Annotated in this window: 11 protein-coding genes; all 11 read right to left on the bottom strand. The window is 38.7% G+C overall.

Annotated elements, in window-relative coordinates; all coding sequences use genetic code 11:
• Window positions 1-7 precede the first annotated feature (7 nt).
• The gene (locus tag HMPREF2086_RS05085; protein ID WP_023927693.1) at window positions 8-778 is read right to left on the bottom strand and encodes a nucleotidyl transferase AbiEii/AbiGii toxin family protein; all 771 of its coding nucleotides are present in this window, start codon (window positions 776-778) and stop codon (window positions 8-10) included.
• A complete protein-coding gene (locus HMPREF2086_RS05080) occupies window positions 747-1,022 on the bottom strand; it encodes a hypothetical protein (RefSeq protein ID WP_023927692.1) in 276 nt (91 codons plus the stop codon). The genes HMPREF2086_RS05085 and HMPREF2086_RS05080 overlap by 32 nt, the downstream gene beginning before the upstream one ends.
• 67 nt (window positions 1,023-1,089) lie before the next feature.
• Window positions 1,090-2,307: a HipA domain-containing protein gene (locus HMPREF2086_RS05075; protein WP_023927691.1), complete on the bottom strand. Its 1,218-nt coding sequence runs from the start codon at window positions 2,305-2,307 to the stop codon at window positions 1,090-1,092.
• Between the two features lie 229 nt (window positions 2,308-2,536).
• Entirely contained in the window at window positions 2,537-3,199 is a 663-nt protein-coding gene (locus HMPREF2086_RS05070; protein ID WP_023927690.1) for a metallophosphoesterase, read from the bottom strand.
• 9 nt (window positions 3,200-3,208) lie between these two features.
• Window positions 3,209-4,954: an ABC transporter ATP-binding protein gene (locus HMPREF2086_RS05065; RefSeq protein WP_023927689.1), complete on the bottom strand. Its 1,746-nt coding sequence runs from the start codon at window positions 4,952-4,954 to the stop codon at window positions 3,209-3,211.
• Between the two features lie 202 nt (window positions 4,955-5,156).
• A complete protein-coding gene (locus HMPREF2086_RS05060; RefSeq protein ID WP_023927688.1) occupies window positions 5,157-5,375 on the bottom strand; it encodes a heavy-metal-associated domain-containing protein in 219 nt (72 codons plus the stop codon).
• 81 nt (window positions 5,376-5,456) lie between these two features.
• Window positions 5,457-7,976: a heavy metal translocating P-type ATPase gene (locus tag HMPREF2086_RS05055; protein ID WP_023927687.1), complete on the bottom strand. Its 2,520-nt coding sequence runs from the start codon at window positions 7,974-7,976 to the stop codon at window positions 5,457-5,459.
• Window positions 7,973-9,613, bottom strand: a complete 1,641-nt coding sequence (locus tag HMPREF2086_RS05050; RefSeq protein ID WP_023927686.1) for a 2-isopropylmalate synthase — start codon at window positions 9,611-9,613, stop codon at window positions 7,973-7,975. The genes HMPREF2086_RS05055 and HMPREF2086_RS05050 overlap by 4 nt, the downstream gene beginning before the upstream one ends.
• Window positions 9,614-9,692: 79 nt before the next feature.
• Window positions 9,693-10,430, bottom strand: a complete 738-nt coding sequence (pssA, locus tag HMPREF2086_RS05045) for a CDP-diacylglycerol--serine O-phosphatidyltransferase (RefSeq protein WP_023927685.1) — start codon at window positions 10,428-10,430, stop codon at window positions 9,693-9,695.
• 188 nt (window positions 10,431-10,618) lie between these two features.
• On the bottom strand, window positions 10,619-11,212 hold the full coding sequence (locus HMPREF2086_RS05040; protein ID WP_023927684.1) for a phosphatidylserine decarboxylase: 594 nt from the start codon (window positions 11,210-11,212) through the stop codon (window positions 10,619-10,621).
• Window positions 11,213-11,267: 55 nt separating this feature from the next.
• Window positions 11,268-13,145 (bottom strand): ATP-dependent zinc metalloprotease FtsH, encoded by a 1,878-nt coding sequence (gene ftsH / locus HMPREF2086_RS05035; protein ID WP_034561122.1) that lies wholly within the window; start codon window positions 13,143-13,145, stop codon window positions 11,268-11,270.
• Window positions 13,146-13,196: the final 51 nt, after the last annotated feature.

Genomic DNA, 13,196 nt, shown 5'->3' with positions numbered 1-13,196 from the left:
CGAAACCTTATGCGAGGGGATTTGGTTTTTTGCTGGGGGTTTGGAGGGGTATTGTGGTTGTTTTTAGTATATGCGTGTCAATATAATCTATTAGAATTTTGGGGGCATTTAAGGCTATTTCTTTGTATTCTTGGATGGGTTGCATCATTTCTATATCATTATGATATTTTTCATAATTTAGCGTTTGTATAGCTGTTTTTAAGTCTTTTATGTCATTTTTATTGATTGATTCTTTTTCTAGTAAATCATCAATCAAATTAGGATATTTTTGGATACTAGCAACAATATCAAAAATATCTCTTGTTTTATTATCAAGTTTTCTAAAGCGGATTTTGTTTGCGATAATGTCCTCTATGGAATGAATATAGACACTTTGGCTGAAAAAAGATTTGGAATCATCTAATAATGCTTTTTCAATAAAAGGGCTAGCAAGTATATCTATTTTTATGTTTTCTTTTGTGCTAAAACCAATATGGTGGGCAAGCTCTGTGTAACTATCATTAAACTTTGAATTTTCTAAAATCCAAAGTTTTGGGCTAAAAAAGGAAAGATATTGTCTATCATCTACAAATAAATCAATATCAAAACTCCTCCTATGCGCTAGATAATACATTGTTAGTGCAGTTCCTCCACCAAAAGCTATGCCATCTTTTATAGCTCCTCTATTCACAGATTCATTAACGATTGGCAAAAACTGCTCTAGCGCGTATATCTGCTCTGTGCAATATGTTTTTATAAAATCAACATTACTTTGCGTAAGGTTTAATTGATAAGGCATAATCGATATTTTCCTTAGGTATATGTGGATATTCTTGCTTAAATAATTCTATTTCTTGTGGCTTTGCTTCTTCTTGCATTGTTGTGATTGCATATTTTTCAAGGCTGGTTAGAGAATTTTCCTTTTCTTTGATATGCAAAAATAAATCGCACAAACGCTTAATACTTAGATGATTTCGTTTATTACCTATGGAGCAATTTATCGTAAGCAACAGCATCGGATTTGGTTTTTTATTTTTTTTCATTTTTATTTTTCCTTTTTTTAGACACCTACATTTTGGCAAGATTATAATACTTTTTTTGAAGAAATTGCTAAATCTCATTATTTTTTTGACATTTATCATAACTATCTAAAAGTTTATTTCTAAAATCCTTAAAACTCATAGCAATTTCTGCGCTTTTTGTGGGGTGTTTTTTTAGTATGTCTTGTAATTTTTTGATATATTCAGGGTATTTGTTTAGATAAATATCTAGTATTTGATTTAGACTTTCTCTAGCTTGTGCAAAATCAACTCCTAGATTTTGACTGACTAAGTGAAAATCATCGATTTTTATATTGTTTTGTTTGTTGTTGATTAGCAAGAGGCATTGAGTATTTTCTAGTTTTCTTATGGGATAAATATTTAGAATGTCATAAGCTGGACTTAGCTTAAGCGCATTATCTTTAAATACAAAACTGATATTTTTTTTGTGCAAGTCGTTGTTGTGTAGCAGCGCATTTGCATAGATATATTTTATAAATTTCATTTTTTCTGCATTATCTAGCCTATCTCGCAGAAAAGTTGCTATGTCCTCAATATTTCCTATTTCTTTTCTTTTGCTTTTTGTTAGTGCATTAAGCGTTATTTGTGGCATTTTATTGCCATTTTCATCTATATCAAATCGCTTAACCACATAATGAAACTCTCCAAAATGTCTATCACAAACAAGCGCGTTAAAAGGCACTTCAAACCCAAATTCGCGCATAAAACTCATATTTAGATGTTCATTTACTGCTAGATTTGAGTATTCCTCATTGTCAGGCTTGAGGATAAAATCTCCATAATTTTCTGTGATTACATTATTTGTAATGCTTACTTGAAGTTTGTGCTGTGCGCCACTTAGTGATAAAACTTGGATTCCATTATTTTTTGGGTCAATATCCCTGCTTGGATACAATGCACTTGGATTTATATCGATTTGACAATCTAGTATCTTTGGAAATGCAAAATCTAGTGATAGATTTGACATAATTGGCTTATCAAAATTTGTTTTTGTGCTTAAATGTGAAAAATCAAAATCCCCGATGGTATTTCTAAGGTAGGGCAAAAGCTCGATAGGGTTTTCTGCATTAAAACTTTTTTGCATTATTTTTAAATCTATACCCTCTGGCAAAATATCCAAAATCTCATTTATCTCATCATTTGCTAGGACAAAACTATTATTTTTAAGCAAATAATATTCTCCGCTTAGCAACTTAGCATAGAGTTTATGTTGCTTGTAGATATATGTTTCATTTGTTTGATTTTTATTGCTTAGAATTGGTGGCATAAATTATCCTTATGATTCTTTGGATATATAATTCCCAATATTGCCTATGTCTAAAAACTTCTATCCTTAAATGATTTTTAACGAACTAGTGAAGTTTTATTGTGTGAAAAATTTTTAATAACTGCTTGGATTATAACACAAAACCTAAATTTTATGAATCTTAAAATCTAGCACCATTTAAACTATGCTTTTGCAGAAAAAGAATAAGCCACGATAAGCAAGGACACAGCTAGTGCATACTAAGCACTTGAAATAATCTCACAGGGCGAAACTCTGTCTCCTCACAGCTGACATTTATACAAAATTTATTATGCGTTTTTTTAGAGTGCGTATGCCCGTGTATGTTTAAGCTACATTCGCTTAGCCGATACGCCTCATCTAGCACATCTCGCGCTTCCCAAAATCTATCATTACTCTTGCGATTCATCACGGGAAAATGGCTAAACATTATCCGCTCTTTGCCTATATCTAGCACGATAGCATTTGCATAGATATTTTTGACTTGCTCTTTACCAAATTTTTCTACTAGCCTACGCAAAATTTTGCTTTTTTGCGGGATTTGTAGCTTTAGCTTTTTGCAGACTTGCCATTCCTCCATTTCTTGCACTCGCCAAAACTTGCCAATGTCGTTATTGCCAACAAGTAGGATTTTATCCCCGCTTAGCTTTGGCAAGTATTTATACCCATCATCAAAATACAAATCCCCCAAATGCAGCACTTTATCGCCACGATTTACTACTGTGTTCCACTCATACACACTCAAATCCTCAAACACCTTAAAAGGACTTCTTTTTAGTGCTTCTTTGCGAGAAGGTTCTTTTTTCATCACGGCTTTATGCCCGAAATGAGAATCAGAAATCAAAAAAGTATCAAGGTTTATGTTGTATTTCATTGTTTTTTGCTATTGTTCTTTTTGCAATTCTTGGCTTAGGGCTTCATCACGGAAAAACTCTTCAGGTGTGTTTATATGCGTGATGAGTCCGTTTTCTAAGTGGTAGATTCTGCTTGCAAGCGAAATTGTGCTAGGGCGATGAGCGATTAGGATAATGATTTTATCTTGTTTTATGGATTCTATGGTTTTGCGTATTTCCTCCTCTGTCTTTATGTCTAGCGCGGAAGTGGCTTCATCAAATATAAGCACATCGCTATTTTTATAAATCGCCCTTGCAATGGCTATGCGCTGTCTTTGCCCACCGCTTAGATTTGTGCCAAACTCATCAAGCCTTGCTTCTATCCCACCCTCGATACCTTGCACGAAATCCCACATTTGAGCTTTTTTTAGCGCGTCTATCACGCGCTCATTGTCTATCGTGCTTCCATAAGCGACATTTGCCGCAATCGTGTCATTAAAAATAAAGATTCTTTGCGTAACGATACTGATATTATCACGCACAGATTTTTGGGTAAATTCTTTTGTATCCACACCATTTATCAAAATCCTCCCACTACTTGGCTCATAAAGTCGCAAAATCATATTTACAAGCGAGCTTTTGCCAGAGCCAGATTTGCCAACAAGTGCGATTATCTCGTTTCTAGCCACTTCCAAACTTACACCATTTAGGGCTGCGACTTCATCATAGCTTAGTTTGGTGCTTTCTACTTGTATGGATTCTATTGGTTTATTTAGTGTGCGATTCCCATCGATTATGGTTGGGCGCAAATCCATAATATAAGCGATTCTCTCCCCTGCTACAAGTGCGCTTTGAAAGCTCATAAAAATCCCAACTAGCCTTTTGATAGGTGTCCAAAGCATAAATAACGCCGCAGTAAAAGCACCAAACTCGCCAACTGTCATTCGCTCCTGTATGACTTCGTTTCCGCCTACAAAGATAACCAAGCCTATGGCGATTGCGCCCAAAAACTCCATTAAAGGTGTGTTGATTCCACCGATTAGCACGCCTTTTATACCTAGCTTAAAGAGGATTTTGTTTTCTTTTTTGTAATGCTCTAATTCTAGCTGCTCGCCATTGTTTGCTTTGATGATTTCAGCACTAGAGAAAATCTCGGTAAGTTTTGAGGCAATATCTGCACCCTTATTCACGCCTTTGCGCGTTAGACGTTTTACGTGTCGCATAAGGATAATCACAGGCACGACAGAAAAAGGCAACACCACAAATGAATAAAACGCAAGCATAGGACTTTGATAAATCACAACCACGATAAGCCCCACAATAGTGAAAACCTCGCGGACAAAATCTGTGCAGTAGTTTGCCACTGCTGCACGCACCATTTCTATATCGCCTGTTACACGTGCTAGTAGCTCGCCTGTGCGCATTTTGTTGAAAAACTGCAAATCAAGTCGCAAGGTGTGCTCTAGCACATCTTCGCGGATTCTCCGCACAATGTCAGAGCCTATGTAGTTGATAAAGAAATTTTGTGCATAAGAACCAGCTCCTTTGGCAAAATACGCCACAACCACCAAAAATGGCACGATAGTTAGCATTTTTGCATCTTTGTTTAGAAATATATCATCAAGGGCGGGTTTGATAAGATAAGCAGAGCCAGCTGTCCCAGCTGCGGTTATAGAGCTAGAAATAACGACTAAGAAAAAAAACAAATAATAGTCTTTTATGTAAGGATAAAATCGTTTATAAAAACTTTTTAGCGTTACTTTGGGGGGGTTTGTGGTTTGTGTAGCGTTTTGCATTTTTTGCCTTTTGTTGTATCTTTGTAGATTTTATGCAAATTTGCAGACTTTGGGGCTTGTGGATAAAACTTGCAGATGAAATTGTAGCACTATGATTTTAATGCGAGATTTTGGAGTGCAAGTTTTTTTTTGGACGCAAAAAATCTTAAATACTAGATTTTGGAAACAAGATTTTGCTTTTTGGTTTAGTATTTTTGGGCTTTTATTCTAGCACTTCATAGCCACAATCTAGGATTTCCTCTTTTATCGCCTCAATACTAGCAGGTGCGTCAAACTCGATTTTGACAATACCACTTCCCTGCATTTTTATCACTTCCACTTCTATGTGCTTTACACCTTTTATGCCTTTTAGAATGGATTTTACTTTGCTTGCGCAGTTTTCACAATGGATACCACCAACTTTTAGAGTGAGATTTTGCATAGTTGCTCCTTTTTGTTTTGGATTTTGTTTTTTATCGCTTTTTATATTTTTTGGTGGAGCATCTTCCAAATCTTACTTGATTTATCTAAATCGCCACAATCTTTGCGCATTTAAAACCACACTAAGGCTACTTGCGCTCATTGCAAATGCGGCAATCATAGGATTTAGAAGCACACCAAATCCATACAGCACACCGCACGCTAGCGGGATACAAAGCGCGTTATAACAAAACGCCCAAAATAGATTTTGCTTAATATTTGCTAGCACTGCTTTGCTTAAGCTAATCGCATAGTAGATTTTGCCTAAATCGTGGCTATAAATGATAATATCCGCGCTTTTTTCGCTTACCTCACTTGCTTCTTTGAAGCTAACTGAAATATCACTTGCTTGCAGTGCGCCCACATCATTTACGCCATCACCTATCATCATTACGAGATTTTGGGGGTTTTTGGAATCTTTTTGCGCAAATTTTTGTGTGTATTTTTGCGTGGATTTTTTTGTAGATTTTTGACTTATATTTTGGATAAATTCTAGCTTGTCTTTTGGGCTAGCTTGCGCGATGAAATCATCTATTTGCAATTCTTGTGCCACGCGACTAACATTGCTAGCAATATCCCCACTTAAGATATGTGGCGTGATATTGCGCCTTTTTAATGCTTCTATCAGTCTAAAAGCCTCGCTTTTTATGCTATCTTGCAGATAAATCACGCCTAAGATTTTGTATGTGTTGTCTTGGTTTTGCACTCCTAGATACACGCAAATCGCGTCTTTTTCAAGTGATTTTAGAGATATACTAGAATCTAAATTTTTAAAAAACTTTTCACTTCCTAGCACAAAAACTTGCCCCTTTTTATCGCTAGCTTCTTTCATCGTGGCTTTTATGCCTAGCCCTGCGTAAGCGACAAAATCGCTAAAATCATAGCTCTTATTAGCCACGCTTTGTGTAGCTGCTTTTATGAGGGCTTTTGCGATGATATGCTCACTACCTCTTTCTATGCTAGCACCCATAGCCAAAATCTCATCTTTTGATATTTCGCCAAAAGGTAGCACTTCGCGCACTTCCAGGGCAGAATCTGTAAGCGTGCCTGTTTTGTCAAATACAACATCGCTGACTTTTGAGGCGGTTTCAAAACTTTGCGCGTTTTTGAAAAATACGCCATTTTTGTTTGCTAGGGCATTGCCTATCATCACTGCTAGCGGTGTGGCTAGCCCCAAAGCACAAGGGCAAGAAATCACTAGAGTGCTGATAAAAATCTCAAATCCAAAGCTAAAATCTTTTGCCACACTCCAAATGCTTCCTGCGATAAGTGCGATAACAATCACAGCGGGGACAAATACACTTGCGACTTTATCAGCTATGCGCGAAATGTGTGGCTTAGAAGTGATAGCCTCCTCTATGAGTGCTATCATCGCGCTTAGGCTGCTATTTTTTGCGCTAGAAGTTGCACGCATTATAAATGCTTGTGTGGTGTTTAGCGAGCCTGCAAAAAGTGGAGAATCTATACTTTTTGGCACGGGCAAAACCTCCCCGCTTAGCATTGACTCATCTATGGCACAATCCCCGCTAGCCACCACGCCATCGACAGGGACAAAGCTATAAGGCAAAACCTTTAGCAAATCGCCCTCTTTGATAGAATCTATGGGGATATTTGACTCTACTTTATGTGTGAGTGAATCTAGCTTTATGGCGTTTTTGACATTGCGCGATAAAAGCGCGTTTATCACTTCGTTTGCTTGGGATTTCGCACTTGATTCTAAGGATTTGCCACAAAGCACAAATGTGATAATCACACAAATACTCTCAAAATATAAATGTGGTATCTCTCCGCCGTGTGTATGAAACATCAAAAGCCACAAGCTATATGCAAACGCACTTGCGGTGCTAATAGCGATTAGAGAATCCATAGTAGGTGTGCGGGCAAAAAGCGTAGCAAAGCCCTTGAAATAAAAATCCCTCCCCATATGTGCGACAATGAGTGTGCAAATAATCTGTGTGGCGATATTTATACCAAAATCATCAAATGGCGCAATAAGCACGCTAGAGCTAAACATAGGAAACATCGATAAATATAGCACAAGAAGTGTGGCAAGCACACTACACAAAATCCGCAATTTTGGTGGCAAAAGTCTTTTGTCAAGGGAATTAAAAGAAGTGATAAAAAAGCGGAGTTTTTTTAAGATTTGGCTTGGGGGTTTTGCTGTGGTTTGCGCGTGCGTTGTAGTGGAATTTGTGCCTAAAGTAGTTGCGCTAGGTTTTGTAAAATCTAGTTTTTGCTTTGTGGCAGAATCTGCTACAAATGGCGAAAATCCTAGCTTTGAGATAAGGGCAAAAATATCATCTAAGCTAGCTTTTGTGCTATCGTATTTGACAATAGCAGACTTTGTGATTAGGTTTATTTGAGCGGATTTTATAAAATCTTTGCGAGATAGCGCACGCTCTATGCTTGCACTACACGCTGCACAGCTCATACCCTCGATATAAAACTTCGCACTACAAATCCCATCTGTGTTTGATTTTGGCGCAGTGCTAGCTAAAGTCTCTGCTAAATCTTTTTGTGATGAAAAGTCCATATATGTATCTGTGCCAAAATCTTTTTTCACAAATTTTTATTTTCCCAAAAAGTTTTTCCCAAAAAGTTTTTCATAGAAAGATAGCTATTTAGCGCAGAGATATATGCCTTTGCAGTTGCACTCATCGTGTCAATATCTATGCCGTGTCCTATCATTGCTTTTTTAGCATCCTCAAAAGCGACTTTGACTACGACTTTGGCTAGGGCGTCTTTGCCTTTGCTTACGGATTCTACCTTGTAGTCAAGCAAATGCCCGCTAATATCACTAATCCTATCAATGCTTTTTAGCACGCAATCTACCGCGCCATTTCCAAGCGCAGAATCGCTGTATTCTACTTCTTTTATCTGCTTACTTGAATCTGATTCTAGCTTGCTGATACTCACAGCAGCGCAAAATTTACCACTACTACACGCGCTTACTTGGAGTAGATTTAGGCTAAATACTTGAGGAATATGGCTTGATTGCTCACGCAAAATGGCACTAATATCCTCATCAAAGACTTCTTTTTTGCTATCGCAAAGTTGCTTAAATTTACCAAAAGCGACTAGGATTTCCTCATCATTTAGCGCAAATCCTAGTTCTTTTATTTTATCTTTAAATGCCGCCCTACCCGAATGCTTGCCCAAAATCAATCCACTAGAATCTGGTATGCCAATATCACTAGGTCGCATAATCTCGTAAGTCTCTGGGTTTTTTAGCACGCCATCTTGGTGGATTCCGCTCTCGTGTGCAAATGCGTTTTTGCCTACGATAGCCTTGTTTGGCTGGGGGCGGATACCTGTTATGTCGGCTACTAGCTTACTTGTGGCATAAATCTCTTTAGTATTTATGCGCGTATCAAGCGAATTTTTGCTAGGATTTTTATCAAGGGTAGAATCTATCCCAAATAAATCTTTTCGTGTCTTTAGTATCATTACGATTTCTTCTAATGCGGTGTTACCTGCTCTCTCGCCCAAACCATTTATCGTGCACTCTACCTGTCGCACACCACTTTGTATCGCAGCGATAGAGTTTGCCACCGCTAGCCCCAAGTCATTATGACAATGCGTAGATAGCAATGCTTTCTCCCCAAATCTCTCATAAAGAAAGCTGTGGATTTCACTCATAAATGAAGCGATTTCATTTGGCAAGCGATAGCCAACAGTATCGGGCAGATTTATCGTGCTAGCCCCTGCTTCAATCACAGCTGGCAAGATTTCTTTTAAAAACCCTATATCACTTCTAAGTGCATCCTCACAGCTAAACTCCACATCTTCGCATAAAGACTTTGCAAGTCCTACGGCATTGACAGCGCGTTTGATGACTTCATTTGGTGGGAGTTTTAGTTTGTATTGCATATGGATTGGGCTTGTGGCGATAAAGGTGTGGATTCTTTTTAGTTTGGCTGGGGTTATCGCCTTTGCTGCTGCTTCTATGTCGCTATCTACCGCACGAGCAAGTGAGCAAACGCTCGTAGTAGTAAGCCTTGAAGCGATTTGGTGTATGGCTTCAAAATCTCCCGGACTAGACGCTGCAAACCCTGCTTCAATGACATCCACGCCTAGTTTTTCTAGCTGCAATGCGATTTGGATTTTTTCCTCAATATTCATAGAAGCTCCGGGGCTTTGCTCCCCATCTCGCAATGTCGTATCAAATATGATGATTCTATCGTTTGTTGTGTTTTTCATTGTTTTTCCTTTTTTTTGAATACTAGAGATTCTTTAAGTGCAAAAGGCGGATTTCGCGCTAAAAGTGTTTATTTATTTTTTAGCATTTTTTAAGGAGGACTTTGCACATAAGCACGATAAATCGAATAATGCCATAAAGCATATATCCGCTTAAAAGTGCGCAAAAAATCTCCACATAAAATTTTGAACTAATAATCGCCGCAAGGGCGATTAGCAAGATGACAAATAGCTTTAGATTCCATCGCAATTTTTTAAAGCTAGGGTAGCGGATATTGCTTACCATTAAAATGCTTAGCAAAAATGCCAAAATAAGAAGCGCGTAGCTGAACTTGGGTGCTAAAAATCCATAGCGCAAATCAAGCAAAATCCAAAGCACCAAAATCACCGCTGCACTAGGTATGGGAAGCCCTATGAATGTATTTGGCTCGGTGTTGCTTGTCGTTACATTAAACCTAGCTAAGCGAATCGCGCCAAATATGACAAACAACGCACAAACAAAAATGCGATATAGTCCATAATCCCCGTCAAATCCGTAGCTTGAGCCGATTTGTGGAATGTAGTAATAAAGCAACATAGCAGGTGCTACGCCAAAGGCTACAATATCTGCTAGAGAATCAAACTCCACGCCAAACTTGCTAGTAGTGTGTGTAAGCCTAGCCACTCTACCATCAAGCCCATCAAACACCATAGCAAGCACGATAAGCCACGCCGCTAGCTCAAAGCGTGTGTTTGAAGCAAGCATAATGCTTACTATTCCGCAAAAGATTCCACCTGCAGTAAATAGGTTTGGCAAGATAAAAAGAGGGTTTATATTCATCGCCTTATCCTTATGATTTTGCTAACTTCTGCTAGATTTTGCAGATTTAGCTATGTTTTGTGCTTGTGTAATTTAACTTAATACACGGCTTGCAAATTTAAGAAAAGCACTACAAGATTTTATGCCCCTTGTTTTTTTTTTTTTCTCATTTTTGCAATTTTTATCAGGTATTTTTGCTTTTTGATGACTTAGCGTAGATTTCCCACCACACTAACGCCTGCTTGGATTTTGTCCCCAATCCTGCTTATCATCTCGATATTGCCATAAACACGCATTTTTACTTCGCCTACTTTCATAAAGCCGATTCTATCGCCCGCTTTGTATTCGATAGGTGCATAAAACGAAGAATGCCTAAAAATGCGTGGCAAAAGCATAATTTCAAAGTTTTTGCTTTTTGCGTGTAGGCTTTCATTTAGGCTTTCATTTAGCGGAGAAAAATACGCCAAAAGCCCTGCCTGCTTAGAAATAGATAGCTCCTTGCAATTCGTAGGTGCACGCACCAAGCCCACATCAAAAAACCCCACCTTGATATGTATGCAAACACCGTTATCTAATTGCTCAATATTGCTGATATAGCCATCTATCGGGGCTAATACAATGTCTTTGCCTTGTTGCAAGGCGATTCGCTCAGGATTTCTATAAGCCCAAATCCAAGCCAAAAGCCCCAAAACACCGATAAATGTCCCAAATGAAAAATCAAAAAACCAGCAAAAAACTATCCAAATCCCAAGCGCAAAAAGTCCATTAAAGCTTTCTTTTGTAATGATTTGCGTGTTGTTCATTTTAGCTCCTTTGTCTTGGTATATTTGGTTTATAAACCTTATTTTATTAAGATTTCTAAACCTCCTCCTCTTGTTCTTGCGGGACAATGCGCGTTGGCATATCGTTTTGTTTTTCAAAATCAGTGATGATTTCGCGCACACGCGTGCCGTCAATAACCTCTTTGTCAAACAATTCTTTTACCATTAGTTCTATCGCGCCATCATAGCTTTTTAGCGTCTTTTTGACTTCACTGAAGCGAGAATCTAGCGTAGCTCGCACAAAGCTATCCACACTCTCTGCAGTTTTTTCGCTAAATTCCCTTGAGCTACCAAGCCCACCACCCAAAAATGCGTTGCGTTGCTTTTCTAACACCATAAGTCCATTTTCATTTGTCATACCATAGTAGCTTATCATCGCTTTTAGTATGTCAGTAGCCCGCTCTAAGTCATTGCTAGCACCTGTGGAGATTTCGCCCAAAAACACATCTTCAGCTGCACGCCCACCAAGTAGCACATCAACCTCTGCTAGCAACTCGTGCTTTTGCATAAGGTATTTGTTTTCTTCAGGCGTGTTTAGCGTGTAGCCAAGTGCTGCCATACCACGCGGAATGATAGATACCTTATTGACTTTGGAAGCACCCTTTGTCATTTCAGCTATGAGGGCGTGTCCGCTCTCGTGATAGGCTACTATTTTCTTTTCTTTGGGGGAGATTCTGCGAGATTTTTTCTCTAGCCCTGCGATTCCTCGCTCGACTGCTTCTTTTAGATTGCTTTGAGATACTTCTTTTTGGTTGTTTCTACCTGCAAGTAGTGCAGCTTCGTTGATGATATTTGCTAAATCAGCTCCCGCAAGTCCTGCGGTAAGTTTTGCGATTTCTTCCAAATCAACATCGCGTGATAGCTTCACAGCTTTGATATGCACCTTTAGAATCTCTAGCCTACCGCTAAAATCTGGCTTATCAACCAAGACTTGCCTATCAAATCGCCCCGGTCGAAGCAATGCAGGGTCAAGCACTTCAGGGCGGTTTGTCGCAGCTAGCACAATGACAGGGGCGTTTTCACTACCAAAGCCGTCCATTTCTGCCAAAAGCTGATTTAGTGTTTGTTCTCGCTCATCATTCCCGCCTACCATTCCACCCGCAGCGCGAGATTTGCCGATAGCATCAATCTCATCAATAAAAATAATGCTAGGTGCTTCTTTTTTTGCCATTTCAAACAAATCACGCACGCGACTTGCACCAAGCCCCACAAACATTTCTATAAAACTACTCCCACTCATAGAAAAAAACGGAACATTTGCTTCGCCTGCCACTGCCTTTGCAAGCAAAGTCTTACCTGTGCCCGGTGGTCCTACAAGCAAGACGCCTTTTGGGATTTTTGCCCCCACAGCAGCGTATCTATCAGGGTATTTTAGAAAATCCACGATTTCTACAACTTCTTCTTTTGCTTCTTCATTGCCTGCCATATCATCAAATTTCACTTTGGGTTTTTCAGCATTTACGAGCTTTTTTGAGCTTCCCATACCAAATATCCCACCGCCCATATTTTTTTGCATTCTGCTTGCCAAAAACATCCAAAGTCCAAGAAAAATAAAAATGGGTAGCAACCAGCCAAACATATCTGTCAAAAAGTTGCTCTCGCTAAACCCACCATAAGGAATGCCATTCTCTTCTAATAACTGAACTAGCGTAGGGTCGGCTACTTTTCGCGCTATGAAAGTAATCTTTGCACCATTAGAATCTATACCATTTGCCTTGATGATAGTTTGCCCTATGCTTACATTGCTTACTTGACGGCTAGAGATGAGCTGCTTTAGTTCGGAGTATTCCATACTGCGAGTCGCATTACCACCAAAAGCGGTGCTAAAAAGCGTAGAATCGCCACTGCTAAACTTCACTACAAACATAGCAATCACGGCAAAAACGATAAAAAGTAAAATAGGATTTTGCTTCATTGGTGGTGTTTTTTGTGGTTTTTTACCACCATTTTGTTGATTATTTTGTGT

The sequence above is a fragment of the Helicobacter macacae MIT 99-5501 genome, assembly GCF_000507845.1.
Classification (GTDB): domain Bacteria; phylum Campylobacterota; class Campylobacteria; order Campylobacterales; family Helicobacteraceae; genus Helicobacter_B; species Helicobacter_B macacae.
Note: the sequence above shows the minus strand (reverse complement) of the source record. Positions and strands in the feature narration are given on the sequence as shown.

What these genes read in the sequence shown, in the direction of transcription:
- pssA (WP_023927685.1), bottom strand. Translation starts at nt 10,430, where the DNA reads ATGAATATAAACCCTCTTTTTATCTTGCCAAACCTATTTACTGCAGGT.
- HMPREF2086_RS05050 (WP_023927686.1), bottom strand. Translation starts at nt 9,613, where the DNA reads ATGAAAAACACAACAAACGATAGAATCATCATATTTGATACGACATTG.
- HMPREF2086_RS05085 (WP_023927693.1), bottom strand. Translation starts at nt 778, where the DNA reads ATGCCTTATCAATTAAACCTTACGCAAAGTAATGTTGATTTTATAAAA.
- HMPREF2086_RS05065 (WP_023927689.1), bottom strand. Translation starts at nt 4,954, where the DNA reads ATGCAAAACGCTACACAAACCACAAACCCCCCCAAAGTAACGCTAAAA.
- HMPREF2086_RS05060 (WP_023927688.1), bottom strand. Translation starts at nt 5,375, where the DNA reads ATGCAAAATCTCACTCTAAAAGTTGGTGGTATCCATTGTGAAAACTGC.
- HMPREF2086_RS05040 (WP_023927684.1), bottom strand. Translation starts at nt 11,212, where the DNA reads ATGAACAACACGCAAATCATTACAAAAGAAAGCTTTAATGGACTTTTT.
- HMPREF2086_RS05070 (WP_023927690.1), bottom strand. Translation starts at nt 3,199, where the DNA reads ATGAAATACAACATAAACCTTGATACTTTTTTGATTTCTGATTCTCAT.
- HMPREF2086_RS05075 (WP_023927691.1), bottom strand. Translation starts at nt 2,307, where the DNA reads ATGCCACCAATTCTAAGCAATAAAAATCAAACAAATGAAACATATATC.
- HMPREF2086_RS05080 (WP_023927692.1), bottom strand. Translation starts at nt 1,022, where the DNA reads ATGAAAAAAAATAAAAAACCAAATCCGATGCTGTTGCTTACGATAAAT.
- ftsH (WP_034561122.1), bottom strand. Translation starts at nt 13,145, where the DNA reads ATGAAGCAAAATCCTATTTTACTTTTTATCGTTTTTGCCGTGATTGCT.